The organism is Agrococcus sediminis, assembly GCF_007923295.1.
GTDB lineage: Bacteria > Actinomycetota > Actinomycetes > Actinomycetales > Microbacteriaceae > Agrococcus > Agrococcus sediminis.
Genome location: NZ_VOIR01000017.1, coordinates 127,854 through 154,035, shown reverse-complemented (window position 1 = coordinate 154,035; position 26,182 = coordinate 127,854). Strand labels below are relative to the sequence as shown.

The following is a 26,182-nucleotide window of genomic DNA, read 5'->3' as shown; positions in this document are numbered from 1 at the left end:
CCAACACCATCGACCCGGCACGCAGCTACTGGCGCAACACGAGAAGAGCCCCCGGCCGATGGCCAGGGGCTCTCTCTTCGTGACACATGTCGCGACTCAGGTGAGACCTATGTCGCGACTCATCACAAGGGCGGAGGATGGGGGATTCGAACCCCCGAGGGCTTGCACCCAACACGCTTTCCAAGCGTGCGCCATAGGCCACTAGGCGAATCCTCCTGAGCCGGCCGCGAACGGCCGACCTAGCGATCCTAGCGGAGCGAGAAGGGGGCGAGGACCGAAGTCCCCGCCCCCTCCCTCACTGCGCTGCTACGGGCAGATCGCGTACTCCTCGACGGCGGACGACAGGGTCGCCTCGCTGCCGAGCAGGAAGACCGGCGGCTGTCCCAGCCGCAGGCTCTCCGTCACGATCGCCGAGTTGATGCAGGTCGGCTTCGCCAGGTACAGCGGCGAGCCCTCGGCGGCCGCGAGCGCCGAGGCGCTCAGGGCATCCGGGAACTTCTGCCCGCTGGCCAGGTACATCGCCGGCACGGGGCCGTCGAACATCTCCTGGTTCACGAGCACCGCCGTCTGGTAGCGGTCCGAGCCTGCGAAGCGGTGGACGACGAGACCCAGCAGGTCGAAGTCCAGCTCGATGCCGTTCGACATCGAGTTCTGGTCTCCGAGCAGGTACACGTTCTCCGCGCCGAGGCGGTCGAGCTCTGCGACGGACGCGTCATCCGCGCCGTCCCGGAGGCCGTCAACCAGCAGGATCGGAGCGTCGATCGAACCGGCTGCCGCGCCCGCCGACAGGGCGTCGGGGTAGTTGCGGCCGGTCGCGACGAACGCGTTCGCCGAACCCTCCTCGAAGGCGTACTGCGCGATCAGGCGGCTCGTCTCGTACCGGTCCGCACCGCCCACGCGGTCGACCGTGCCGGCCAGGCCCTCGAGCTCGTCGGCGACCGCGGGCGCGACCGAGGGCTCGCCGCCCACGATCACGATGCGCTCGGGCGACAGGCGCTCGATCTCCTCGGCCACGACGTCGGGCAGCGCGCCGCCCTGCGTCAGCAGCAGCGGTCCGCCCTCACGGGCAGCGGCGGGGGCAGCGGCGAGGCCGTCCGGGAACTTCTGGCCGCTGGCGACGTACACGACGTCAGCGCCCTCCGGGAAGCCGTGCTGCGAGATCGCGACCGCGGTCTCGTAGCGGTCGTCGCCCTCGAGGCGCTCCGGCGTCGGCATCGTCAGGTCACCGGTCGTCACGTGGACGAAGGTGCGCACGTCGGTGCCGCCGTAGCCCACCACGCCGAGGTACTCGGCATTGGTGTCGAGGCCGTTCCACATGGCCGTGTAGGTGAAGTGCCCGCCGACGGTGTCGTCGATGGACGTCGGCTCCGTGCGGAACGAGCCCTCCTGCTGGCCCGTGCCGACGGCGACGTGGTCGAGCTCGAAGTTGCTCGGCGCGCCGGCCTCGCCGGTCGCCCAGACCTCGGCGATCGCCACGTAGGTGCCCGCCTGCGGGTCCTCCAGCAGCAGCGTCTCGTCCGCCGACCCGGTCGCAGCCGTGAACTGCTCGACCGGCGTGCCGGCGTCGTTCAGTCGCAGCACGTACAGGTCGTGGTCGGCCGTGTCGTCCTCGGCGTCGAGCGAGAAGTAGTGCGCGATCTCGCCCTCCGGGATCTCCACGACGTACTGGAAGTAGTCGCCGGCGTCGCCGCCGTCGGCTCCCAGCAGCTGGAACGGAGCCAGGCCGTTCGCCTCGAGCGGGATCGAGCCGTCGATGCCCGAGATGCCCGAGACGGGGGTCTGGCCGACGGTGCCCATGCCCTCGACCCACTCCGGGGCGGCCACCGCGACCGGCTTCACCGCGAGCGGCGAGCGGACGGTGTGCTCCGAGCTGGTCCAGGTGAGGAAGCCCGACGTCCACGCGCCGAGCTCAGCGCCGGCCGTGGTGAAGGTCACCTCGTAGGAGAGCGACTGGCCCGCCTCGGTGAACTCGAGCGTGGACGGCGACACCGCGACGTCGATGCCGGACATGCCGGACGTCGACACCGCGTACGAGCCGGCCTCGAGGGCCGTCACCGTGCGCGTCACCGTCTGCGTGCCCGCGAGCGAGCCGACGGCGATCGAGGCGATGTTGAGGTCGCTCGGGTCCATCGGGGTGCCCACCCACGAGTCGGGCAGCACGTAGCCGAGCCCGCGCAGGTAGCCGAACCAGTCGGCCGTGCCGTTCTCGTACACGAGGCCCGCGTCGAGCATCGACTGCGTGTTCACGAAGCCGGCGCCCTGCGCCCACGGGTCGGTCGAGACCGAGCCGTCGAGGTTGCGGGTGTCGGTCGCGGTCGTCATCAGCGCGCTCTTGACCTCGGCGGGCGAGGCGTTCGGGTGCGCACCGAGGTAGATCGCGCCGAGGCCCGCCACGTGCGGCGCGGCCATCGAGGTGCCCGAGAGCATCCGGTAGGTCGGCTCGCCGTCGGCGGGGTTGGGGCCGGCGGCGATGATGCCGACACCGGGGGATGCCACGTCGGGCTTGATGACGTCGCTGCCCTCGGCGAGGGCCGGGCCGCGGGACGAGAAGCCGGCCACGACGGGCGCGACGGTCTCGATGCCCGAGGTGTTGCCGGCCTCGAACGAGACGACCGTGCCGGGCGTCTGCGCAGCGGCCAGGAGCTGGTCGCGGTACTGCGCGTCGACGTGGATCGTCGGGATCACGTGGTCGTCGAGGTCGATCGAGCCGGGCGTGACGTTGACGAGCACCGCGGCGATGCCGCCGGCGTCGGCGACGACCTGCGACTTCTCGACGCGCGCGTTGACGCCGCGGTCGCAGAGCACGATGGCTCCGTCGGCCTCGGCGGCGTCGAGCGTGCCGGGGAGGCAGAGCGCGGCCTCAGCCGGGTCCTGGCCGTCGGCGGCGATGTCGCCGGCGTAGATGAACGGTCCGGAGATCTCCGGAGCGCCCTCCTCCATGGGCACCGTGATGGAGCCGCCCGGGACGCGCTCGTCGCCCGGCAGGACGACGGTGGCCTCGTAGTTCGGGATGCTCGCCGCGGCGACTGTGGTGTACCAGGGGGCGGCGTGGTCGAGCGTCGACGCACCGGGGCCCGAGTTGCCGGCCGAGACCGACACGAAGACGCCGGCTGCCGCAGCACCCAGGAACGCCACGTCGGTGGCCGTCGCGACCGAGGTCGCTGCGCCGCCGCCGATGGAGAAGTTGATGACGTCGACGCCGTCGATGACGGCCTGCTCGATCGCGGCGACCGAGTCGCTCGTCGCGCAGCCGTCGTCGTCGGTGCTCGACGGGTCGGTGCCGGACCAGCACACCTTGTACGCGGCGATGCGCGCCTCGGGCGCGACGCCCGACATGGTGCCCAGGTCGGCGCCGCCGGCGGAGGTCACGGCGACCTCGGCGTTGCCCGCCGCCGTGGAGGCGGTGTGCGAGCCGTGGCCGTCGCCGTCGCGCGGCGAGAGGTACTCGCCGGGCTCCTGCGTCTCGGTGCCGATGTTGTCGGCGCCGAAGCCGTCGACGTAGTAGCGGGCCGTGATGATCTTGGTCGAGCAGTCCTCGGCCGTGAACTGCGAGCCCGTCTCGCACGCGCCGACGAACTGGCTGCCGTCGCCCTTGTCGAAGACGATCGCGTCGCCGTCGAGGTAGGGCTCCGCGCCCGGGGTCGTGCCGAGCGGCTCGCCCGCGAAGAGCGGGTTCTCGGGCGCGATGCCCGTGTCGAGCACGCCGACGACCACGCCGGCGCCGGCCTCGTCGACGCCGCCGACCTGCGACCAGAGGCCCTCGAGGTCGAGGTACTCGTTGGCGGGGCTCGCCTGGATCTGGAGCATCTCGTCGGGGAAGATCTGCGAGACGCGCGAGTCGCGCGCCAGCTCGAGCGCCTGCTCGGCCGACAGATCGGCGACGAAGCCGTTCATCGTCACCGTCAGGTTCGTCGCGATCTGCGCGCCGATCCCCGATGCGACCTCGGCCTGCTGGGTCTCGAGGTGCGCGGCGTACGCGTTCGCTGCTGCCGAGTCGACGTCGATGTCGTCGGTGCCGAGCGGTGCGGTGCGCGCCAGGTTGGGCAGGCCGCCGCGGTAGGTCGACATCGCGTCGTCCTCGAGGACGACGATGTAGCGGCCGCTGTCGAAGCCGCTCGTGTCGATGGGGGGTTGAGGCGGAGCAGCGCTCGCTGCGGCCGCACCAAGCACCGACGCCCCCGCGCTGAGCGCGAGGGCGGTGGTGAGTGCGATGCCGCTGCGAAGGCGCACACGCTTCGAGTTCAGTGTGCTCACAAGGTGATCCTTCGTTCAGGACGAAGCCCCCGGTGAAGTGGGGGGCAGATGTGCCTGAATCTATGGGCGCGCTGTGGTCGGAGGAAGAGTGTCGAGGAAGCGTTACCTTTTCGTGACCTCCCGGACGCATGGCACTAGCGTGGAGGGGTGCCGACCCGCATCGTCATCGCCTCCCCGGAGGGCCACGCAGGCAAGTCGATCGTGGCGCTCGGCCTGCTCGACGCCCTCGGCAGGAGGGTCGAGCGCGTCGGCGTCTTCCGCCCCGTCGCCCGCTCCGAGGAGGAGCGCGACGGCGTGCTCGAGCTGCTGCTCGCGCACGACGCGGTCGAGCTCGACTACGACGAGGCGATCGGCACGACCTACGCCGCGGTCCACGAGGATGCCGAGGCCGCGCTCTCGACGATCGTCGACCGCTACCACCGCATCGACGAGCGCTTCGACGCGATCGTCATCGTCGGCTCCGACTACACCGACGTCGGCAGCCCCACCGAGCTCGGCTTCAACGCGCGCGTCGCGGCCAACCTCGGCGCCTCCGTGCTCCTCGTGCTCGGCGGTCGCGACCCCGAGACCGACGCGCCCCGCACGGCCGACCAGCTGCGGCAGCTCGCCGAGGTGACGACCGCCGAGCTGGCCCAGGCCCACGCATCCATCGCCGGCGTCGTCGTCAACCGCGCCGACCCCTCGGCGATGGGCGAGATCCCGGCGGCGATGGCCGGGGCGGTGCCGGCCGGGGTGCCCATGTGGTCGATCCCGGAGGACGCGCTGCTGAGCGCGCCCAGCGTCGGCTCGCTCTTCCGCGCCGTCGACGCGACCCTGCTGCGCGGCGACCCGGGGCTCCTGTCGCGCGAGTCGCTCGGCACGGTGGTGGCGGGCATGTCGATGGAGCACGTGCTCGAGCGGCTCATCGAGGGCGGCATCCTCGTCATGCCCGGCGACCGCTCCGACGTCGTGGTCGGCACCCTGCTCGCGCAGCAGTCCGACACCTTCCCGTCGATCGCCGGCATCATCCTCAACGGCGGCTTCGAGCTGCACCCCGCCGTGCAGCGCCTCCTCGACGGCCTCGACCTCGACCTGCCGATCGGCGCCAACCCGCACGGCACCTACGAGACGGCGCGGCGCATCGCCGGCACGCGCGGCTCGCTCATCGACGGCACGCAGCGCAAGCGCGACGCGGCGCTCGCCCTGTTCGAGCAGCACGTCGACGCCGCGGCGCTGCTCGAGCGCCTCGAGGTCGCGACGACCGACGTCGTCACGCCGCTCATCTTCGAGCACAGCCTCATCGAGCGGGCGCGCGCCGACGTGCGGCACATCGTGCTGCCGGAGGGCGACGACGACCGCATCCTGCAGGCCGCATCCACCGTCCTCGCGCGGGGCATCGCCCGGCTGACGATCCTCGGCGACGAGGCGTCCATCCGCCAGCGCGCGGCGGCCCTCGGCCTCGACCTGTCGGGCGCCCGCATCGTCGCGACCGACGACGCCGAGCTGCGGCCCCGCTACGCGGCCGAGTACCAGCGGCTGCGCGCGCACAAGGGCGTCTCGATCGAGCAGGCGATGGAGCGGCTGCTCGACGTCAGCTACTTCGGCACGCTCATGGTGCACCTGGGCGACGCCGACGGCATGGTGTCCGGCGCCGCCCACACGACCGCGCACACGATCAAGCCGTCCTTCGAGACCATCAAGACGAAGCCGGGGGTCTCGGTCGTCTCGAGCGTGTTCCTCATGGCCCTCGCCGACCGGGTGCTCGTCTACGGCGACTGCGCCGTCATCCCGGAGCCCACCGTCGAGGAGCTCGCCGACATCGCCATCTCCTCGGCGCAGACGGCGCGCGAGTTCGGCATCGAGCCGCGCGTGGCGATGCTGTCCTACTCGACGGGGGAGTCGGGCACCGGCGCCGAGGTCGACCGCGTGCGGGCCGCGACGCAGCTCGTGCGCGAGCGGGCCCCCGAGCTGCCGGTCGAGGGCCCGATCCAGTACGACGCGGCGGCGGATGCGGCGGTCGCGAGCAAGAAGATGCCCGACTCGCAGGTGGCCGGGCGGGCGACGGTCTTCGTCTTCCCCGACCTCAACACCGGCAACAACACCTACAAGGCGGTGCAGCGCTCGGCGGGCGCGCTCGCGATCGGCCCCGTCCTGCAGGGGCTCAACAAGCCCGTCAACGACCTCTCCCGCGGTGCGCTCGTGAGCGACATCGTGAACACGATCGCGATCACCGCGATCCAGGCGCAGGCCTCGGGGGCGCAGGCACCGGGAGCGCAGGCATGACGCGCTCCGTCTTCGTCATCAACGCCGGCTCGTCGAGCCTCAAGTACCAGCTGGTCGACGTCGACGCGGGCCGCGCGCTCGCGAGCGGCCTGATCGAGCGCATCGGCGAGACCACCGGCGAGGCCAAGCACGAGGTGCCCGGCAGCGAGCCCGTCGTCGAGCAGCGCGTCATCCCGGATCACGAGAAGGCGTTCGGATGGGTGCTGCGGCAGTTCGAGCGGCACGGTCCCGACCTCGAGCGGGCCGGGCTCGTCGGCGTCGGGCACCGCGTCGTGCAGGGCGGCGCGCGCTTCGACCGCGCGGTGCGGGTCGACGACGACGTGCAGCAGCAGATCGAGGACCTCGCCCCGCTCGCCCCGCTCCACAACCCCGCGAACCTCCAGGGCATCCGCTCGGCCCGTGCGACGTTCCCCGGCCTGCCGCACGTCGCGGTCTTCGACACCGCGTTCCACCTCACGATCCCGCCGGCGGCGCACCGTTACGCGATCGAGGAGCGGGTCGCCGCCGAGCACCGCGTGCGCAAGTACGGGTTCCACGGCACGAGCCACCAGTACGTCTCGCGCCGCATGGCCGAGCTGCTCGGCAGGCCGCTCGACGAGGTCAACAGCATCGTGCTGCACCTCGGCAACGGCGCCTCGGCGACCGCGGTGCGCGGGGGCAGGAGCATCGAGACCTCGATGGGCATGACGCCGCTCGCGGGCCTCGTGATGGGCACGCGCTCCGGCGACATCGACCCGGGCGTCGTCTTCCACCTCCATCGCGTCGCCGGCATGTCGGTCGACGAGATCGACACGCTGCTGAACAAGCGATCGGGCCTGCTGGGCATGACCGGCACGGGCGACATGCGCGACGTGCTGCAGGCGGCGGATGCGGGGATCGGCCGGGCGGTCGAGGCGCTCGAGATCGTCGGGCACCGCCTGCGCGGCACCGTCGGCGCCTACCTCGCGCACCTCGGCCGCACCGACGCGATCGCCTTCACCGCGGGCATCGGCGAGAACGCCGCGCGCGTGCGCGAGATCGCGCTCGAGGGGCTCGAGGGGCTCGGCATCGTGCTCGACCCCGAGCGCAACCGCGGCCGCGGCGAGCGCCGCGTCTCGGCCGACGGCTCGCCGATCGAGGTCTGGGTCGTGCCGACGAACGAGGAGCTCGAGATCGCGCGGCAGGTCGCGGCGCTGGTCGACGCCCCCTGACGACCGGCTCAGCGGTCGGCGAGCTCGCCGACCTCGAACTGCGCCAGGCGCTCGGCGGGCAGCTCCATGCCCTCGTGCTGCGCGGCGAAGTCCTCGGTCGCGTCGGTGCCGCAGATGCCGAGGATGCGGTCGGGGCCGCCGGGGTGCTCGGTCACCCACTCCGTGAGGTCGTAGACGGTGCCGTCGATCGCGACCCAGCAGGAGGCGGAGTCGTCGTGCCCCGCGACGTCGCCGATCGAGATGCCGTCCTCGCCCGCGGACGGGGTCGGGCCCACCGCCGGCTCCGGCTCCGCGCTCGGGGCGATGCCCGCGACGCGGTCCTGCCAGACGGCGGTGGCGCCCGTGTGGCCGGTGAGCACCGCGATGATGAGCGCGCCGAGCGCGACCGCCGCCAGCACGATGCCGCTCAGCAGCCCGATGATGCCCGACGAGCGCCGGGCGCGGGTGAGCCGCCGCTGCCACAGCCACCACGCGAGGGCGGCGGCGAAGAGCGTCGCGGCGGTCGCGAGCAGCCAGTTGCCGAGCTGCTCGTGCTGGCCGGGGGAGCCGACCCTGGCGGCGAGCGCCTCGCCCGAGAGCTTCGCCACGAGCGCGCCCGCGGCGGCGATGCCGAGCACGCCGACGACGGGCCAGGCGAGCGACGCCCGCCAGCGCGGCATGGCGAGGACGAGCAGCAGGCCGAGCGCGCCGAGCGGCAGCAGCACGACGGGCACGTGCACCGCGAGCGGGTGCAGCGGCAGGCCGAAGGCGAGGTCGAACGGGTTGCCCGTCGCGGGAAGCATGCCGACACGGTACCGGCGCCCACCTGCGTCGCACCGGTGCCGCGCGTTGGGTACGATGGATGCGGCTCCCCGCGTGGCGCCATCCAGGCCAAATCCCCCAGGTCGGAGACGAAGCAAGGGCAACCGGGCTCTGGCGGGTGCGCGGGGAGTCCTGCATGTCCGGGCTCGGCGCGGCACGTCACCGGCGGGAAGTAGCCTGGGTCGCATGGTCGCCGCCCTCTACCGCCGCTATCGGCCGGAGTCGTTCTCCGAGCTCATCGGGCAGGCGCACGTCACCGACCCGCTGCGCACGGCGCTGCGCGCCGACCGCGTGAACCACGCCTACCTCTTCTCGGGCCCCCGCGGCTGCGGCAAGACCACGAGCGCGCGCATCCTCGCCCGCTGCCTCAACTGCGCCGAGGGCCCCACGCCCGAGCCGTGCGGCGTCTGCGACTCGTGCGTCGAGCTGGGCCGCGACGGCGGCGGCTCGCTCGACGTCGTCGAGATCGACGCGGCGAGCCACGGCGGCGTCGACGACGCCCGCGACCTGCGCGAGCGCGCCACCTTCGCGCCGAGCCGCGACCGCTACAAGGTCTTCATCATCGACGAGGCGCACATGGTGACCTCGGGCGGCTTCAACGCGCTGCTCAAGATCGTCGAGGAGCCGCCCGAGCACATCAAGTTCATCTTCGCGACGACCGAGCCCGAGAAGGTCATCGGCACGATCCGCTCGCGCACGCACCACTACCCCTTCCGGCTCATCGCGCCGGCGCCGATGCTCGAGTACGTGCAGCAGCTGTGCGCCCAGGAGGGCGTCGAGGTCGCGCCCGGTGTGCTGCCGCTCGTGGTGCGCGCCGGCGGCGGCTCCGCGCGCGACACCCTGAGCCTGCTCGACCAGCTCATCGCGGGCTCCGAGGGCGGCGTCACCTACGAGCACGCGGTCGCGCTGCTGGGCTTCACGCACGGCGAGCTGCTCGACGAGATCGTCGCCGCGCTCTCGGCGGCGGATGCGCCGAGGCTGTTCGCGTCGATCGACCGCGTCGTGCAGACAGGCCAGGACCCGCGCCGCTTCGTCGAGGACCTGCTCGAGCGGCTGCGCGACCTGATCGTCGCGCACGCGGCCAGCGACCCCGCCGCGATCCTGCACGGCGTCCCCGAGGACGAGCTCGCCACGCTCGTCGAGCAGGCGGGCGGCTTCGGCGCGACCGAGCTCTCCCGCGCCGCCGACATCGTCGCGAAGGCGCTCACCGACATGGCGGGCGCCACGAGCCCGCGGCTCCACCTCGAGCTGATGGCCGCGCGCCTGCTGGTGCCCGAGAGCGGCGACCCCGAGGTCGGCACCCTCGCGCGCGTCGAGCGCCTCGAGCAGCGGCTCGACGGCGCGACGCCCGCACCCGCAGCGCCGGCCGCCGCGCCACCGCCTGCCACCGCATCCGCGCCCGCCCCGGCGCCGCCGAAGTCCGCGCCCGCGTCGAGGCCGAAGGCCGCGCCCGCACCCGCTGCTGCGCCGAGGGCCGCGCCCGCATCGGCACCCGCCCCGCCTGCGAGCGCCCCCGCGCCCGCTCCGGCCGCGGTCCCGCCCGTGCGGACGCCTGCGGCGAGCGCGCCCGCGCCGACGCCGGCTGCTCCTGCGCCGCAGGTCGCGGCGTCGGCGGAGGCGATCACGTTCGGCCAGCTGCGCGACGCCTGGGACGAGGTGCTGCAGCTGCTCGCCGACCAGCACCGCTCGGCGTGGATGGTCGCGACGACCCTCACGCCGATCGACCTGCGGGACGGCGACGTGCTCGTGCTCGGCTTCCAGTCGGAGGCCGACGTCGAGCGCTTCAAGCAGCCCCAGGGCACGCGTCCGAGCGTCGCCGACGCGCTGCGCACCGCCATCCGCGAGCTGCTCGGCTTCGACGTGCGGTACGTGCCGCGCACGCGTCAGGGCTCGCGCCGCGCGTCCGAGCCTGCCGCTCCGGCAGGCGGCGAGGAGGCGCACCGAGGCCGCGCCCCGGCCGCGCACGCACCCGCTCCGGCCGCCGCGCCCTCACCCGCGCTCCGGCCCGACGCCTCGGTCGCGGTGGCGCCTGCCCGCCGCGCGAAGCCAGAGATCGCGGCGGCAGCGGCCGCCGCGGAGCCGGTCACCGGCTGGGCCGTCGCGACGATCCCGAGCGACGCGGAGGCGCCGCCAGAGGACCTCCCGGAGCAGGGCCTGCCCGACCAGCCGGAGCCCGACCCCTTCTCCTTCGTCTCCGCGCCCGACGCCCCGGTCGCGGCCGAGCCCGCGCCGGTCGAGCAGCAGAGGGCGGCTCCGACCGGGCCGTCGCTCGCCGAGCTCGCGCGCTCCGCGCCGGCGCCCGAGCCCGCGCTCTCGGCTTCGCAGGCCGCGCGCTACGGCGAGGCGGTCGTGCGGGAGGAGCTCGGAGCCGAGCTGATCGAGGAGCGCCCGCGGGTGCGAGGGGAGCGCTAGGTGTACGACGGCATCGTCCAGGACCTCATCGACGAGCTCGGGAGGCTGCCCGGCGTCGGACCGAAGTCGGCGCAGCGCATCGCGTTCCACATCATCCAGACCGAGACCTTCGACGTCGACCGGCTCGCGACGATCCTCCAGACGGTGCGCGAGCGCGTGCGCTTCTGCGTCGTCTGCGGCAACATCGGCGAGGAGGAGCGCTGCGCGATCTGCCGCGACCCTCGCCGGGTGCCGACGACGATCTGCGTCGTCGAGGAGCCGAAGGACGTCGTCGCCATCGAGCGCACCCGCGAGTACCGCGGGCTGTACCACGTGCTCGGCGGCGCGCTCAACCCGATGCAGGGCGTCGGCCCCGACCAGCTGCGCGTCGCGTCGCTCATGACCCGGCTGCAGGACGCCGCGGTGGAGGAGGTCATCATCGCCACCGACCCCAACGTCGAGGGCGAGGCCACCGCGACCTACCTCATCCGCACCCTCCTGCCGCTCGGCGTGCGGGTGTCGCGGCTCGCGAGCGGGCTGCCCGTCGGCGGCGATCTCGAGTTCGCCGACGAGATGACGCTCGGCCGGGCGTTTGAGGGCCGCCGCACGGTAGAGCGTTGAGCCCGCAGCGCTCATCCTCGAGGTGAGCGGAGGGCTCACAAGGTCGAGGAGCGCGCGGTCGGAGGCCGCTCGCGTCGCGAGACCGTGGCGAGGCGTCGACGCCGAGGGCATGCGCCCGCCGCCTAGACTGGGGTGTTCCGGGACCTGGGGAGCGGCGTGAGCCTCATCGTGCAGAAGTTCGGCGGGTCGAGCGTGGCCGACGCCGAGAGCATCAAGCGTGTCGCGAAGCGCATCGTCGAGACGAGGAAGCGCGGCGACGACGTCGTCGTGGTCGTCTCCGCGATGGGCGACACCACCGACGAGCTGCTCGACCTCGCCCACGCCGTCGTGCCGAACCTCCCCGCGGGCGGTCGCGAGCTCGACATGCTCCTCACCGCCGGCGAGCGCATCTCCATGGCGCTGCTCGCGATGGCGATCAAGTCGCAGGGCGCCGAGGCCGTGTCGTTCACCGGCAGCCAGGCCGGCATGCTCACCGACGACCGGCACGGCTCCGCCCGCATCGTCTCGGTGACGCCCGGCCGCGTGCGCCAGGCGCTCGACGCCGGGCAGATCGCGATCGTGCAGGGCTTCGCCGGCTTCAACAAGGTCACCGGCGACATCACCACGCTCGGCCGCGGCGGCTCCGACACCTCCGCGGTCGCGCTCGCCGCCGCGCTCGAGGCCGACGTGTGCGAGATCTACACGGATGTCGACGGCGTGTTCACCGCCGACCCGCGGGTCGTCCCGCGCGCCCGCCGCATCGCCCGCGTCACGAGCGAGGAGATGCTCGAGCTCGCCGCCGCCGGCGCCAAGGTGCTGCACATCCGCAGCGTCGAGTACGCCCGCCGGCACGGCGTCACCCTCCACGTCCGATCGTCGTTCACGAACGACGACGGCACCATCGTCTACGACCCAGAGAGAGCGGGGTCCACCATGGAAGAGCCGATGATCGTCGGCGTCGCCCACGACCTGTCCGAGGCCAAGGTCACGGTCGTCGGGGTGCCCGACGTGCCCGGCACCGCGGCGCGGATCTTCACGATCGTGGCCGAGTCCGGCGCGAACGTCGACATGATCGTGCAGAACGTGTCCGAGGCGGCGACCGGTCGCACCGACATCTCCTTCACCCTGCCGAAGGAGGAGGCCGGCAGCGTGCTGCAGGCGCTCGAGGCGCATCGCGCCGAGGTCGGCTTCGAGTCGATCCAGCACGACGACCAGATCGGCAAGCTGGCGCTCGTCGGCGCCGGCATGCGCACGAACGCGGGCGTCTCGGCGCGGCTGTTCCGGGCGCTGTCGGATGCGGGCATCAACATCGAGATGATCTCCACCTCCGAGATCCGCATCTCGGTCGTCACCCGCGCCGACCAGCTGATCGAGGCCGTGCGCGTCGTGCACTCGGCGTTCGAGCTCGACGGCGACCAGGAGGCTGTCGTGCACGCGGGGACCGGGCGATGATCCGGCGCCTGAGCGACGAGGCCGGGCCCGCGCGCCCGCTGCGCCTGGGCGTCGTCGGCGCGACCGGCCAGGTCGGCGGCGTCGTGCTGCGGCTGCTCGCCGACCGCGCCGTGCCGATCGACGAGCTGCGGCTGTTCGCGTCCGCCCGCTCCGCCGGCCGCGCGATCGAGGTCCAGGGCCGCTCGATCACGATCGAGGACGCCGAGACAGCCGATCCGAGCGGCCTCGACGTCGCAATCTTCTCCGCCGGCGGCGCCACGTCGCGCCGGCTGGCGCCGCGCTTCGCGGAGGCCGGGGTCGTCGTCATCGACAACTCGTCGGCCTGGCGGATGGACCCGGAGGTGCCGCTCGTGGTCTCCGAGGTCAACCCGCACGCGATCACCGGTGCCGTGAAGGGGATCATCGCGAACCCGAACTGCACGACGATGGCCGCGATGCCCGTGCTCAAGCCGCTCGACCTCGCAGCGGGCCTCGAGCGGCTCGTCGTCGCCACCTACCAGGCGGTCTCCGGCTCCGGCCTCGCCGGCGTAGAGGAGCTGCGCGGTCAGCTCGTGCGCGCCGCCGGCCAGCACCCGGAGCGGCTCACGCACGACGGCGGCGCAATCGACCTCGGCGAGCCGGGGGTCTACACCCAGCCGATCGCGCACAACGTGCTGCCGCTCGCCGGCTCGCTCGTCGACGACGGCTCGGGCGAGACCGACGAGGAGCAGAAGCTGCGCAACGAGTCGCGCAAGATCCTCGAGCGCCCCGAGCTGCGCGTCGCCGGCACGTGCGTGCGGGTGCCGGTCTTCACCGGTCACTCGCTCGCGATCCACGCCGAGTTCGAGCGCGACCTCTCGCCCGAGCAGGCGCGAGCGCTCCTCGAGCAGGCGCCCGGCGTCGAGCTCGTCGACGTGCCGACGCCGCTGCAGGCGGCCGGCGCCGACGCCTCACTGGTCGGCCGCATCCGCGCCGACCAGTCAGCGGAGCCCGGCCGCGGACTCGTCCTGTTCGTCGCCAACGACAACCTCCGCAAGGGCGCTGCGCTGAACGCGGTGCAGCTGGCGGAGCTCGTCGCCCAGCGCCTCGGCTGACCAGAGCGGAACGGAGGAGGGCGGCGCCGATCGGCGCCGCCCTCCGTCGTCGACCGGCTCAGGCCGCGGGGTGCTGGGGGTGGTCGCCGCCGTGCGACGCCTCCGCCGACGGCTCGGCCTGCGGTGCGTCCGCCGCCTGGTCGGTCGACGCATCCACCCACTCCGTGGCGAAGCTGCCGCCGTCGGCGGTGCGCTCCTCAGCGGCGCCGCCGGCGAAGCGCTGCGGCTCGCCGCTGTCGCCGCCCAGCTTCGACTCGGCCCAGTGGCGCGCGTCGGCGGCCTTCTCGCCGAGCGTCTGCCCGGCGCCCTGCGCCTGCTCGCCCAGGTTCTCGGCCTTGTCCTTGACCCACTCGGCCGCGTCGCCGAGCTTGTCCTTCGCGTCGTCCAGGATTCCCATGGTCGCTCCTCTCGCCGGATGGTGACGCGCCCATGCTAGGCCTGGGAACCTGGCGATGCGCACGATCTGGGTCGAGCGTCCATGGAGGACGTCCTAGAATCGAAGGGTGACGAAGACGATCGACGTGGCCCTCATCGGCGGAGGGATCATGAGCGCGACGCTCGGCGCCCTCCTCCACCGCCTCGAGCCCTCGTGGACGATCCGCGTCTTCGAGCGCCTGCCCGAGGTCGGCCAGGAGTCATCCGGCCCGTGGAACAACGCCGGCACCGGTCACGCCGCCCTCTGCGAGCTCAACTACATGCCCGAGGGCCCCGACGGCTCGATGACCGCCGCGAAGGCGATCGACATCAACGAGCAGTTCCAGCTCTCCCGCCAGCTCTGGGCGTCGTTCGTCGAGGACGGCACGCTGCCCGACCCCTCCGGCTTCATCTCGCCGACGCCGCACATGACCCTCGTCTGGGGCGACGACAACGTCGACTACCTGCGCCGCCGCTGGGAGCTGCTGAAGGACGAGCCGCTCTTCGCCGGCATGGAGTACACCGAGGACCCCGAGGTCATCCGCGCCTGGACGCCCACGCTCATCCCCGGTCGCAAGAAGTCGCAGCGCATCGCCGCGACCCGCTCGACCGACGGCACCGACGTCGACTTCGGCGCCCTGACCCGGATGCTCTTCGACCGCCTGCAGGCGGACGGCGCGGTCGTGCACACCGACACCACCGTCACCGGGCTCAAGCGGCTCGACGACGGCACCTGGCGGCTGAAGCTGCGCCGCGAGGTGGGCCTCAGCACCAACGAGGCGATCGCGCGGTTCGTCTTCGTCGGCGGCGGCGGCGGCGCGCTCAAGCTGCTGCAGAAGTCGGGCATCCCCGAGGCGAAGGGCTTCGCCGGGTTCCCCATCACCGGTGCGTTCCTGCGCACCGACAACCCCGAGGTCGTCGCGCGCCACAACGCCAAGGTCTACGGCAAGGCGAGCGTCGGCGCCCCGCCGATGTCGGTGCCGCACCTCGACACGCGCCTCGTCGACGGCGAGGCGAGCCTGCTGTTCGGCCCCTACGCGGGCTTCAGCCCCAAGTACCTGAAGACCGGCTCGTACACCGACATGTTCGAGACGATCAAGGGCCACAACCTGTACCCGATGATCCGCGCTGGCCTCGCCAACCTCGACCTGGTCGGCTATCTGTTCGGCGAGGTCTTCGCGTCCCGCGCGAAGCGCCTCGAGGCGCTGCGCGAGTTCATGCCGAACGCGCGCGACGAGGACTGGCGCCTCATCACCGCCGGCCAGCGCGTGCAGGTCATGAAGCGCGACCCCGACAAGGGCGGCGTGCTGCAGTTCGGCACCGAGGTCGTGACGGGTGCGGACGGCACGATCGCCGGCCTGCTCGGCGCATCGCCCGGCGCATCCACCGCCGTCCACATCATGCTGACGATCTTCGAGCGCTGCTTCCCGGAGCGCATGCCGCAGTGGCGCGAGACGATCCGCGAGCTCATCCCCAGCTACGGCACGCGGCTGAACGACGACCCGGTGGCCGCGCGGGAGAGCCTCGAGCGCACCGCTCGCGTGCTGCGCCTCGTCCCCGAGTCCGCGCCCGAGCTCCAGACCGCTGCCGCGGGCAGCGGCACCGCCTAGCGACTAGAGGCAGACCGATGTCCATGACCGAGTCCCCCGACGCGGGGACGCTGCGCCGCGTCAGCGCGGTCGCGGGCAGCGAGCAGAGGGACGCGCTGCGCGACGCGATCGACGCCGACGAGGCGCTCACCCTGACCGCGATCTCGTCGCGGTTCGCCAACCTCGTCGTCGACCCGGGGTTCCCTGGCGACGTGGTCGTGCTCGCCGAGGAGCCCGGCAGGACCATGCTCGCGCACGCGCGCACGGGCGTCGCCGCAGGCGCGCTCGTCGTCGTGCACGCCGACGTCGACACGACCCTGCGGCGGGCGCTCGAGGGCCTCGGCGCCGCGATCGTGCCGCTCGGCGAGCCCGCCGAGGCGGTGGCCGAGCAGGTCGCGGCGGTGCGCCGACCCACGCGGCGCCGCACCACGAGCTGGACCGACGAGCCCGCCGAGCGGCGCCCTCGCCTGTCGCCGGGGGAGCGGCGGGCGCTCACGCACTACGTGCAGGGCCTGACGACCGTGCAGGTCGCGGCCGAGATGGGCGTCGGCTACGAGACCGCCAAGACCTTCCTGCGGCGCGTGCGCGCCAAGTACGCGGCCGTCGACCGGCCCGCCGGCCGTCGCGCCGAGCTCATCAACCGCGCAGAAGAAGACGGCCTGCTCTAGCCGTGGCGAAGCTGTACTTCCGCTACGGGGCGATGAACTCCGGCAAGTCCACCGGGCTCCTGCAGGCGGCGTTCAACTACGAGGAGCGCGGGCAGCGCGTGCTGCTCGCGAAGCCCGCCACCGACACGAAGGGCGAGCGCGACGTCGTCTCGCGGCTCGGCGTCACCCGCGCGGTCGACTTCCTCGTCGCACCGCAGGACTCGGTGCTGGATGCGTTCGAGGCGGCCGCCGCCGAGCGCCCCGAGCCCGTCGCGTGCCTGCTCGTCGACGAAGCGCAGTTCCTGCGGCCCGAGCAGGTCGACGAGCTGCTGCGCATCGCCGTCGAGCGCGGCGTGCCCGTGCTCGCCTACGGCATCCGCACCGACTTCCTGACGCACGCGTTCCCCGGCTCGGCGCGGCTGCTCGAGCTGGCGCACTCGCTCGAGGAGCTGAAGACCATCTGCCGGTGCGGCCGCAAGGCGCTCTTCAACGGCCGCAAGGTCGGCGACCGCTTCGTCTTCGACGGCGACCAGGTCGCGATCGACGGCGAGGCCGTCACCTACGAGTCGCTGTGCGCCACGTGCTACCTGGAGGAGTCGGGCGGACGGCTGGGCGCTCCCGCTCCGCTCGTCGAGTAGCCGCCGCCGCCGCTCGTCGAGCAGCCGCCGCCTTCGCTCGTCGAGTAGCCGCCGCAGGCGGCGTATCGAGACGAGAGCGCTCGCCAGCCCAGCCGCCAGGTCTCGGTACGCGCGCTGTGCGCGCTACTCGACCTTGATGCAGAAGGGCTCAACGCGGCTTCGCCGCATTGAGCCCTTCTGCCTCAAGTCGGGGTGACAGGATTTGAACCTGCGACCTCGTCGTCCCGAACGACGCGCGCTACCAAGCTGCGCCACACCCCGGTGCTCCGCCGGGAACGCGTCCCCGGCTGTGCAACCTCGCCAGTCTACCCGATGTCGCGCGGCAGGAGCGACACGACGACCGCCTCCGGCGGCGTGCCGAGCCGGAACGGGGCGAAGATCGACGAGCCGATGCCCTGCGACACCGTGAGCGGCACGGAGCGGCCGCCGTGGGCCCACTCGCTCAACCCCGACGCCTGCTCGCGCGGGATGTCGCAGTTCGTGACGATCGCGTGCCCGCCGGGCACGCGCACCTGGCCGCCGTGCGTGTGGCCCGCGAGGATCGCGTCGGCGCCGAGGTCGACGAAGGCGTCGAGGATGCGGCGGTATGGCGCGTGCGTCACGCCCAGCGTCGCGCGGGGGGCGTCGCCGAGCGCCCGCCGCATGCGCGAGAGCGCGCCCTCGGTCTCGTCGAGCCGGTCCCAGTGCCGGTGCGCGTCCGAGACGCCGAAGCCGGCGATGGTAGTGCCGCGCACCTCGATGGCGCGGGCGGTGTTGTTGAGGCTCAGCCAGCCGAGGTCCTCGTACGCGCGCTCGAGCCCGTGGATGTCGAGGCGCTCGACGCGCGACTCGCCCGAGACGCTCGACGGCCCGCGGAAGTAGCGGAGCGGGTTCTTCAGTTCGGGGCCGTAGACGTCGTTCGACCCGTGGACGAAGAAGCCGGGCACGCCCTGGAACACGCGCAGCGCATCCGCCAGCACCGGCAGCGCGGCGCGGTGCCCGAGGCTGTCGCCGGTGTTGACGATCAGGTCGGGCTCGAGCGTCGCCAGGCCCTCGAGCCAGTCGAGCTTCGTCTCCTGCCAGGGCGCGAGGTGGATGTCGGCGAGGTGCAGCAGCGTGATCGGGCGCGCGCCGGCGGGCAGGATGCGCAGCGTCTCGGAGCGGATGCGGAACGCGCGCGGCTCGACGGCTGTGGCGTACGCGGCGACCGCGGCGCCGGCGGCGAGCACGCCGCCGACGACCGCGCCGACCGCGCGGCTAGCAGCCAGGGTCGCCCCCGGAGGCGTTCGTGCCCACGACGACCGAGATCGGGTCGTCGGGCTCGCCCGGGGTGTCGGGCAGCGGGTTCTGCGCGAGCACCGTGCAGAGATTGGCCTCGCCGTGGTCCTGCCAGGTGATCTGCAGCAGCGCCGGGTCGAACCCTGCGCCCGAGAGCGTCGTGCGGGCGTCGGCGAGCGAGCTCGCCACGAGGTCCGGCCACATCTGGGCGGCCGGGTCGGCGGGCGGCGCGGTCTCCTCCGCGTCGCCCTCGGCGAGCCCGCCGTTCGACGGGTAGAGGATGATCGGCGTCGAGGTGGTCACGAGCGAGCCGGCGCCGGGCGCCGTGTACTCGACGAGCCCCTCTGCCTGCAGGCCGTCGATCGGGTCGGAGACCTGCACTGTGTACCCGGCGCCCTCGAGCGCGGCCGTGGCGGCCTCGACCGACTGGCCCGAGACATCCGGCAGCTGGCTCGCATTGCCGCGCAGCGTGTCGGCGTCGGGGGAGAGGAACTCGCCGCCCGGGTAGCGCGCGATGCCCTCGGCCATCGCGCCGCGGAAGATCGTCGAGCGCACGTTCCAGCGCTCCTCGAGCGAGTAGTTGCCGACGATGTTGCCGACCCAGACGGAGGTCGCGATCTCAGGGCTCGCGCCGTTCACCCAGGTCTGCACGACGCCGTTCGTCGTGCCCGTCTTCGAGATGACGGGCGTGGTGCCGGGCGGGTTGTTGATCGGGTTGCGCTCGGTGACCGTCTCGAGGGTGGCCTGCAGCACCGACGCCACCTCGGGCGTGATGGCCTGCTGGCAGTCCTGGCCGGGAGGCTGCACCTCGGAGCCGTCGCGCGCCACGATCCGGTCGATCGCGATCGGGCGGCAGTAGACGCCGCCGTTCGCGATCGTGGCGAAGGCCGAGGCCATGCCCATCGGCGTCACGTTCGAGCCCGAGCCGATCACGGCCGGCGCGAAGATCTGCCAGTCGCTGCCGTCGGCGGGCACGACGCCCATGTTCGCGGCGGTCTGGTGGATGTCGCACAGGTCCATCTGGCTCGCCATGCGGGCGATGCCGGTGTTGACCGAGTTGACCATGATCTCGGTCGGCGTCATGCGGGCGTACTCCTGGCCCTCGTTGTTCTGCGGGTCCCACGGCTCGGAGACGAGGCCCGTGCACTCGGCGCGGAAGGCGCCCAGCGGCCACTCCTCGCGCGTCGCGTCGATCTGCTCGTCGACCGAGTGGCCGTCGATGATCCACTGGGCGAGCGTGAAGATCTTGAACCCGGAGCCCGGCTGGAAGCCGCCGGAGCGGCCGTGCGCGTAGTCGGCGTTGAAGTTCACCGCGCTCGCGGTCGGCGGTGCGCCGTCGCCGTTGAAGTAGTCCTTGTTCTGCGCCATCGTCAGGATGCGCCCGGTGCCGACCTCGAGCTGGGTCACCGCGCCGCCGGACTGCCAGCGGGTCTCGGTGTTCGGCACGTTCTGGTCGAGCAGCGCCTGCACCGAGTCGTTGAGGCCGAGATCGATCGACGTGTAGATGCGGTAGCCGCCCTGGAAGAGCGCGGCGGCGTTGTCCTCCTCGGATGCGCCGAGGATGTAGTGGCCGTCCACCTGGTCCTGGGCGAGCACGCGCTGCACGTAGTCGCAGAAGAAGCGCGCCGAGTCGTAGCCGGCGATGCAGCCGTTGTTCGCGGGCTGGATGTCGACGAACTCCTCGTCGACCGGCGTCGCGAGCGCCTCGTCGCGCTGCTCCGCCGTGATGTAGCCGTCGGCGGCCATCCGGTTGATGATGAAATCGCGCCGCTCCTGGTTGCGCTCCCAGTTCTCGGCGTTGAACAGGTTGCGGATCGACGGGTTCTGCACCGTCGCGATGAGCGCGGCCGACTCGGCGATCGTCAGCTCGGAGGCGGGCTTGTTGAAGATGCGCTGCGCGCCGGCCTGGATGCCGTAGACGTTGCCGCCGAAGTTGGCGATGTTGAGGTAGGCGAGCACCACCTCGTTCTTCGTGTAGCGCTGCTCGAGGCCGATCGCGAGCCGCATCTCGGCGAGCTTGCGCTGGTAGCTCTCCTGGTACTGCTGCTCGTAGGTCTCCTGGTCGCCGCGGATGAACGCGTCCATGGCGATCTGCTGGCGCACGAGCTGCATCGTGAGGGTCGAGGCGCCGGACTCGCCGCCGAAGCCGACCTGCGAGAGGCCGGCGCGGATGACCGACGGCGCGTCGACGCCGCCGTGCGAGTAGAAGCGGCGGTCCTCGCCCGCGACGAGCGCCTCGACGGTGTTGCGCGGCACCTGCTGCCAGCGCAGCACCTGGCGGTCCTGGGCGTAGAACTGGGCGATCTCGACCGGCTGGCCGTCGCGCAGGCCGTAGATGCGGTTGCGCTCGGCCTGCTGGTTGATCTGCGCGTACGAGGGCAGGCTCTCGAAGATGTCGAGGCCGCTGTTCGCGGTGCTCGAGGCGACCGCGAGCGCCGGCGTCAGCGTCGCCGAGACGAGGATCCCGGCGATCGCGCTGAAACCGATGAGTCCCAGGAGCGAGGCGAGCAGGCTTCCTGGCTTGTGTCGTGATGCGGCCATAGCATACGAGGGTACGCGACCAACCTATGAGGGCAGGGGACCACGCACGATGGCGAAGACGACCTGGGAGTATGCGACGACGCCGCTGCTCATCCACCGAGAGACGGCGATCCTGAACACCTGGGGCGCCGACGGATGGGAGCTCGTGCACGTCGCGAACGGCCCTGAGGGCGGCCTCGTCGCGTTCCTGAAGCGCCCGATCGAGGCCTCCGCGTGAGCGTCGCCGAGCGCATCCGCGAGCTCGGCTTCGAGCTGCCCGCGGTCGTGCCGCCCGTCGCCTCCTACATCCCGGCCGTCTCGAGCGGCCGCCTGGTCTTCACCTCCGGCCAGCTGCCGATGGTCGACGGCGCGCTGCCGCGCACGGGCAAGGTCGGCGCCGAGGTGTCGGCCGACGAGGCCACCGCCGACGCGCGCCAGTGCGCGCTCAACGCGCTCGCGGCGATCGACGCCGAGATCGGCTCGCTCGACCGCATCACCCGCATCGTGAAGGTGGTCGGATTCGTCGCCTCGGCCGAGGGCTTCCACGGCCAGCCGGGCGTGATCAACGGCGCGAGCAACCTGCTCGGCGAGATCTTCGGCGACGCGGGCCGCCACGCGCGCAGCGCCGTCGGCGTGGCCGAGCTGCCGCTCGGCGCCCCGGTCGAGGTCGAGGTCATCGCCGAGTTCGCCTAGCCGCGCCGCGCCGGCGCGCCCGCCGAGCAGGCCACCGCAGATGCAGGGCCAACGGCTGCCATGCGGGCGCATCCAGCGCAACTCGCCCTACATCTGCGGCGCGGGGCGGCGCGTCAGCGCAGCTGCGACTGGATGGCCTCCACCACCGACTGGTCGGCGAGCGTCGTCGTGTCGCCGAGGTCGCGGCCCTCGGCGAGGTCGCGCAGCAGCCGCCGCATGATCTTGCCGGAGCGCGTCTTCGGCAGGTCGGGCACGATGAACACCTGGCGTGACCGCGCGATCGCGCCGATGTCGGATGCCACGTGCTGGCGGAGGATGCGCTCGGCCTCTTCGACGGGGTGGTGCGCGGCGCTCTCCTTCAGGATCACGAACGCCACGACCGCCTGGCCCGTCGTCGCATCCGTCGCCCCGACCACCGCCGACTCGGCGACGCCCTCGTGCGCGACGAGCGACGACTCGATCTCGGCGGTCGAGAGCCGGTGGCCCGACACGTTCATGACGTCGTCGACGCGGCCGAGCAGCCAGATCTCGCCGTCCTCGTCCTTGCGGGCGCCGTCGCCGGCGAAGTAGCGGTCGCCGAACTTCTCCCAGTAGGTCTCGCGGTAGCGCTCGTCATCGCCCCAGATGGTGCGCAGCATCGACGGCCACGGGCTCGTCACGACGAGCAGGCCGCCGTCGCCGTCGTCGACGGATGCGCCCGAGTCGTCGACCACGTCGATCTCGATGCCGGGGATCGGCACCTGCGCGCTGCCCGGCTTCAGCGTCGTCACCGACGCGAGTCCCGAGATCATGATCGCGCCGGTCTCGGTCTGCCACCACGTGTCCATCACCGGGGTCGTGCCGCCGCCGACGACGTCGCGGTACCAGATCCAGGCCTCCGGGTTGATGGGCTCGCCGACCGTGCCGAGCACGCGCAGGCTCGACAGGTCGCTCGAATGCGTGTGCTGGCGGCCGAGCTTCATGAAGGTGCGGATGGCCGTGGGGGCGGTGTAGAAGATGGTCACGCCGTAGCGCTCGATGATCTGCCACGGGCGCTCGGGCGTGGGGGTGTCGAACGTGCCCTCGTGCATCACCTGCGTGGTGCCGTTGGCCATCGGGCCGTAGACGATGTAGCTGTGGCCGGTGACCCAGCCGATGTCGGCCGTGCACCAGTAGACGTCGGTCTCGGGCTTCAGGTCGAACACGTGGCGGTGCGTGAACGAGGTCTGCGCGAGGTAGCCGGCGCTCGTGTGCAGGATGCCCTTCGGGCGCCCCGTCGTGCCGGAGGTGTAGAGGATGAAGAGCGGGTGCTCGGCGGGGAACGCCTCGGCCTCGTGCTCGGGCTCGGCGTCGGCCATCGCCTCGTGGTACCAGACGTCGCGGCCGTCGACCCAGTCGATCTCGTTCTCGCCGCGCCGCACGACGAGCACGTTCGTGACGCCGTGGCCGGGCTCGCGGAGCGCCTCGTCGACCGTCGGCTTCAGCGGGAACACCTTGCCCTTGCGGTGCCCGCCGTCGGTGGTGATGACGAGCTTCGCGCCGGCGTCGTCGATGCGGCCGCGGAGGTTGGAGGGGCTGAAGCCGCCGAAGACGGCGGTGTGCACGGCGCCGATGCGGGCGCACGCGAGCATCGCGGCGACCGCCTCCGGCAGCATCGGCAGGTAGATGGCGACGCGGTCGCCCGCCCGCACGCCGAGCGAGGTGAGCACGTTCGCGAGCCGCTTGACCTCTGCGGTCATCTCGCCGTACGTGATGGTGCGGCGGTCGCCGGGCTCGCCCTCCCAGTGCAGCGCGACGCGGTCGCCGTGCCCGGCGTCGACGTGCCGGTCGAGGCAGTTGACGGCGACGTTGAGGGTGCCGTCGTGGAACCACCGCGCGTGCGGCGGCTGCCAGTCGAGCACCTCGGTGAAGGGCGTCTCCCACTGCAGCTCGCGCGCCTGCTCGGCCCAGAAGCCGAGCCGGTCGTCGGCGGCCCGCTCGTAGAGCGCGGCGTCCGTCGCGGACTCGCTCGCGAGCGCCTCGGGGGGCGCGAACCGGCGGGTCTCGGTGAGCAGGTGGTCGATGTGGTCCGACACGGGTCCTCCAGACTTCCTCGTCGCTGCGAGCCTAGCGAGGGCGCGGCGCGAGGTTGCGCCGTGTTGCGCCGCCCGGCGCGCGCTCGGAAGCCTACGATGGCGACGCCGGCCCTGCCGGCACCAGCAGGTGACCGGTGGATCCCCATCCGCCTCCCTGCGGCGGCGTCCCCTCCCCCCAGGTGGGCGCCGCCTCCCTCGTTGCGGCGCGGTCGCCCTCTCCACAGCCGCCCGGCGGCGGTCCCCGCGCGGCGCTCGCCGCCCGTAGCGTGCGCCCATGCAGCAGCGCGCCACCGGGATCCCCTTCGTCGCCGGCGCCCCGCGCCCGAGCACGCGCGACCCGGCGCGCACGGCGGCCGACGGCGGCACGCTGCGCGAGTTCGGCGAGCTCGCGCCGCTCGTGGCGGAGGCGGCGGTGACGGATGTGTTCGTCACGGGCGGGCAGGTGTGGGTCGATCGCGGTCGGGGCGCCGAGGCCGCGGCGCTGCGGCTCGAGCCGGAGCGCGCCCGTGCGCTCGCGGTCGCGCTCGTCGCGGCGGGCGGGCGCCACGTCGACGAGGCGACGCCGTGCGTCGACGTGCGCCTGCACGACGGCATCCGCGTGCACGCGGTGCTGCCGCCCGTCGCGGTCGCGGGCGCGCAGCTGTCGATCCGGCTGCCGCGCGTGCGCTCGCTGACGCTCGCCGAGCTCGACGCGGCGGGCGCCTTCGCGCTCGTGCCGCTCGCCGAGGTGCGCGGGCTCGTCGCCCGGCGCGCGAACGTGCTCGTCTCGGGCGCCGGCGGCTCGGGCAAGACCACGCTGCTCGGCGCGATGCTCTCGGAGGCGGGGGCGGGCGAGCGCGTCGTGACGATCGAGGACGTCGCCGAGCTGCGCATCCAGCATCCGCACGTCGTGGCGCTCGAGGCGCGGCAGGCGAACGCGGAGGGGGCGGGCGCGATCGGGCTCGAGCAGCTCGTGCGCGAGGCGCTGCGCATGCGGCCCGATCGGCTCGTGCTCGGAGAGTGCCGCGGCGCCGAGGTGCGCGAGCTGCTGTCGGCGCTCAACACGGGCCACGACGGCGGCGCGGGCACGCTGCACGCGAACTCGCTCGACGACGTGCCGGCGAGGCTGGAGGCGCTCGGCGCGCTCGCGGGCCTCGGCCCCGCGGCGCTCGCGCGGCAGGCGGTCAGCGCGATCGACGCGGTGCTGCACATCGAGCGCGCGGCGGTCGCGGGGGCGCCCGTGCGCCGCGTGGCGGCGATCGGGTCGCTCGTGCTCGAGGGCGATCGGCTGGCGGTGCGTCGTCGATGACCGCTGCGGCGCAGGAGGAGGCTGCCGCGACCGTGCACCGGCTCGCGGCGCTCGTCGCGGGCGGCCTGCCGATCGATCGCGCGTGGTCGGTGCTCGGCACGGATGCGTCGGCGGTCGACGCGCAGACGGGCGGCGCGCGCGGCACGGTCGCCGCGGTGCTCGCGCTCGCGCGCAAGACGGGTGCGCCGACCGCGCCGACGCTCGAGCGCCTCGCCGGGCTGCTGCGCGAGCAGGCGGTGCAGTCGCGGGCGCTCGAGGCGGCGCTCGCCGGGCCCCGCGCGACGGCCCGGCTGGTGATGGCGCTGCCGATCGTCGGCATCGGCTTCGGCCTCGCGCTCGGGCTCGATGTCGTCGGCGCGGCGACGAGCGGCGGGGTCGGCACCTGGTCGATGCTCCTGGGCGCGGCGCTGCTGGTGGCGGCGTGGGCCTGGTCGCGGGCGATCGTGCGCCGCGCGGCCCGCGGCGAGGCGGCCCCCGGGCTGGCGCTCGACCTGGTCGCCGTCGCGCTCGCGGGCGGCGGCGCGACCGATCGCGCCCGCGCCGCGGCGGAGGCCGCGCTCGCGGATGCCGGGGTGGCCGCCGGCGGCTGGGCGGAGGTCGACGCGGCGCTCGCGCTCGCGCGTCGCGCGGGCGTGCCGGTGCGCGGACTGCTGCTGGCCGAGGCGCAGGCGGCGCGCATCCGCGCGCGGCTCGAGGCCGAGGCGCGGGCGCAGCGAGCCGCAGTGCAGCTGTCGCTGCCGCTCGGCGCGTGCGTGCTGCCGGCCTTCTCGCTGCTCGTGATCGTGCCGCTCATCGCGTCGATGCTCACCGGCGCCCTCACCCCGCTCACCTAGGGGGCGGACAGGTCGGGCGCCTACGGTCGGGGCATGCGCAACCTCTTCGAGTCCATCGTCAACTGGTTCGCCGCGCTCGCCGCCTCGTTCGGCAGCGCCCCGCACCCGATCGTGGCGACGGTGCCCATCCGCCCGCAGCAGCGCCGGCGCTGAGGCCCGTCGGCGACCCCTGACCGGGTCGCCCGCAGCATCCCGATCGAGCCGCTCCTCCACAGGGCGGCTCGAT

The 26,182-nt window shown here is 73.2% G+C and carries 19 protein-coding genes, 2 tRNA genes and 1 other RNA gene; 14 read left to right on the top strand and 8 right to left on the bottom strand.

Annotated features, from left to right (window positions below; translation table 11 throughout):
* Positions 1 to 131 precede the first annotated feature (131 nt).
* Both FQ330_RS12330 and FQ330_RS13695 read right to left on the bottom strand, forming a co-directional pair.
* Positions 132 to 216, bottom strand: a tRNA-Ser gene (locus FQ330_RS12330).
* Positions 217 to 306: 90 nt separating this feature from the next.
* Positions 307 to 4,254 (bottom strand): cell wall-binding repeat-containing protein, encoded by a 3,948-nt coding sequence (locus FQ330_RS13695; RefSeq protein WP_146357944.1) that lies wholly within the window; start codon positions 4,252 to 4,254, stop codon positions 307 to 309.
* A gap of 147 nt (positions 4,255 to 4,401) precedes the next feature.
* Between FQ330_RS13695 and pta the strand changes: the two genes are divergently transcribed.
* Both pta and FQ330_RS12315 read left to right on the top strand, forming a co-directional pair.
* The gene (gene pta, locus FQ330_RS12320) at positions 4,402 to 6,516 is read left to right on the top strand and encodes a phosphate acetyltransferase (RefSeq protein WP_146357942.1); all 2,115 of its coding nucleotides are present in this window, start codon (positions 4,402 to 4,404) and stop codon (positions 6,514 to 6,516) included.
* Positions 6,513 to 7,706, top strand: a complete 1,194-nt coding sequence (locus FQ330_RS12315; protein ID WP_146357940.1) for an acetate/propionate family kinase — start codon at positions 6,513 to 6,515, stop codon at positions 7,704 to 7,706. The genes pta and FQ330_RS12315 overlap by 4 nt, the downstream gene beginning before the upstream one ends.
* An 8-nt stretch (positions 7,707 to 7,714) precedes the next feature.
* Here the strand turns inward: FQ330_RS12315 and FQ330_RS12310 are convergent, their stop codons facing one another.
* Positions 7,715 to 8,488 (bottom strand): cytochrome b5-like heme/steroid binding domain-containing protein, encoded by a 774-nt coding sequence (locus FQ330_RS12310; protein ID WP_146357937.1) that lies wholly within the window; start codon positions 8,486 to 8,488, stop codon positions 7,715 to 7,717.
* A gap of 60 nt (positions 8,489 to 8,548) precedes the next feature.
* Between FQ330_RS12310 and ffs the strand changes: the two genes are divergently transcribed.
* From ffs to FQ330_RS12285, 5 genes are all read left to right on the top strand, one after another.
* Positions 8,549 to 8,645, top strand: an RNA gene (ffs, locus tag FQ330_RS12305) — signal recognition particle sRNA small type.
* A gap of 48 nt (positions 8,646 to 8,693) precedes the next feature.
* Positions 8,694 to 10,919: a DNA polymerase III subunit gamma and tau gene (locus tag FQ330_RS12300; protein WP_146357935.1), complete on the top strand. Its 2,226-nt coding sequence runs from the start codon at positions 8,694 to 8,696 to the stop codon at positions 10,917 to 10,919.
* Positions 10,920 to 11,519 (top strand): recombination mediator RecR, encoded by a 600-nt coding sequence (gene recR, locus FQ330_RS12295; RefSeq protein ID WP_128188335.1) that lies wholly within the window; start codon positions 10,920 to 10,922, stop codon positions 11,517 to 11,519. It abuts the gene before it with no gap.
* A gap of 156 nt (positions 11,520 to 11,675) precedes the next feature.
* On the top strand, positions 11,676 to 12,950 hold the full coding sequence (locus tag FQ330_RS12290) for an aspartate kinase (protein ID WP_146357933.1): 1,275 nt from the start codon (positions 11,676 to 11,678) through the stop codon (positions 12,948 to 12,950).
* Positions 12,947 to 14,023 carry an aspartate-semialdehyde dehydrogenase gene (locus FQ330_RS12285; RefSeq protein WP_146357931.1) on the top strand — a complete coding sequence of 359 codons (1,077 nt, stop codon included), beginning with the start codon at positions 12,947 to 12,949 and terminating at the stop codon, positions 14,021 to 14,023. The genes FQ330_RS12290 and FQ330_RS12285 overlap by 4 nt, the downstream gene beginning before the upstream one ends.
* A 58-nt stretch (positions 14,024 to 14,081) precedes the next feature.
* Here the strand turns inward: FQ330_RS12285 and FQ330_RS12280 are convergent, their stop codons facing one another.
* A complete protein-coding gene (locus FQ330_RS12280) occupies positions 14,082 to 14,420 on the bottom strand; it encodes a hypothetical protein (RefSeq protein WP_146357929.1) in 339 nt (112 codons plus the stop codon).
* 106 nt (positions 14,421 to 14,526) lie between these two features.
* On the opposite strand from FQ330_RS12280, the gene FQ330_RS12275 reads away from it, so the two are divergent.
* From FQ330_RS12275 to FQ330_RS12265, 3 genes are read left to right on the top strand one after another with little or no spacing between them, the layout of a single operon-like run.
* Entirely contained in the window at positions 14,527 to 16,047 is a 1,521-nt protein-coding gene (locus FQ330_RS12275) for a malate:quinone oxidoreductase (RefSeq protein ID WP_146357927.1), read from the top strand.
* A 23-nt stretch (positions 16,048 to 16,070) separates the two neighbouring features.
* Complete coding sequence (locus tag FQ330_RS12270; RefSeq protein WP_225792857.1) at positions 16,071 to 16,694, top strand: helix-turn-helix transcriptional regulator; 624 nt, start codon at positions 16,071 to 16,073, stop codon at positions 16,692 to 16,694.
* A 2-nt stretch (positions 16,695 to 16,696) separates the two neighbouring features.
* Complete coding sequence (locus FQ330_RS12265; RefSeq protein ID WP_146357923.1) at positions 16,697 to 17,311, top strand: thymidine kinase; 615 nt, start codon at positions 16,697 to 16,699, stop codon at positions 17,309 to 17,311.
* Between the two features lie 187 nt (positions 17,312 to 17,498).
* On the opposite strand, the gene FQ330_RS12260 is transcribed toward FQ330_RS12265, so the two are convergent.
* The 3 genes from FQ330_RS12260 to FQ330_RS12250 form a co-directional block, all read right to left on the bottom strand.
* Positions 17,499 to 17,572: transfer RNA gene (locus FQ330_RS12260), tRNA-Pro, on the bottom strand.
* A gap of 44 nt (positions 17,573 to 17,616) precedes the next feature.
* A complete protein-coding gene (locus tag FQ330_RS12255; protein ID WP_225792856.1) occupies positions 17,617 to 18,519 on the bottom strand; it encodes a metallophosphoesterase in 903 nt (300 codons plus the stop codon).
* A 28-nt stretch (positions 18,520 to 18,547) separates the two neighbouring features.
* The gene (locus FQ330_RS12250) at positions 18,548 to 21,109 is read right to left on the bottom strand and encodes a transglycosylase domain-containing protein (protein WP_146357919.1); all 2,562 of its coding nucleotides are present in this window, start codon (positions 21,107 to 21,109) and stop codon (positions 18,548 to 18,550) included.
* 49 nt (positions 21,110 to 21,158) lie between these two features.
* Here FQ330_RS12250 and FQ330_RS13390 point away from each other — a divergent pair, with 49 nt between their 5' ends.
* On the top strand, positions 21,159 to 21,326 hold the full coding sequence (locus FQ330_RS13390; protein WP_164877025.1) for a hypothetical protein: 168 nt from the start codon (positions 21,159 to 21,161) through the stop codon (positions 21,324 to 21,326).
* Positions 21,323 to 21,781 carry a RidA family protein gene (locus FQ330_RS12245; protein WP_128188327.1) on the top strand — a complete coding sequence of 153 codons (459 nt, stop codon included), beginning with the start codon at positions 21,323 to 21,325 and terminating at the stop codon, positions 21,779 to 21,781. The genes FQ330_RS13390 and FQ330_RS12245 overlap by 4 nt, the downstream gene beginning before the upstream one ends.
* A 113-nt stretch (positions 21,782 to 21,894) precedes the next feature.
* Here FQ330_RS12245 and acs read toward each other — a convergent pair whose 3' ends face one another.
* The gene (gene acs / locus FQ330_RS12240; protein ID WP_146357917.1) at positions 21,895 to 23,835 is read right to left on the bottom strand and encodes an acetate--CoA ligase; all 1,941 of its coding nucleotides are present in this window, start codon (positions 23,833 to 23,835) and stop codon (positions 21,895 to 21,897) included.
* A 274-nt stretch (positions 23,836 to 24,109) separates the two neighbouring features.
* Between acs and FQ330_RS12235 the strand changes: the two genes are divergently transcribed.
* On the top strand, positions 24,110 to 25,123 hold the full coding sequence (locus FQ330_RS12235; RefSeq protein ID WP_146357915.1) for a TadA family conjugal transfer-associated ATPase: 1,014 nt from the start codon (positions 24,110 to 24,112) through the stop codon (positions 25,121 to 25,123).
* Positions 25,120 to 25,956 carry a type II secretion system F family protein gene (locus tag FQ330_RS12230; RefSeq protein WP_146357913.1) on the top strand — a complete coding sequence of 279 codons (837 nt, stop codon included), beginning with the start codon at positions 25,120 to 25,122 and terminating at the stop codon, positions 25,954 to 25,956. The genes FQ330_RS12235 and FQ330_RS12230 overlap by 4 nt, the downstream gene beginning before the upstream one ends.
* Positions 25,957 to 26,182: the final 226 nt, after the last annotated feature.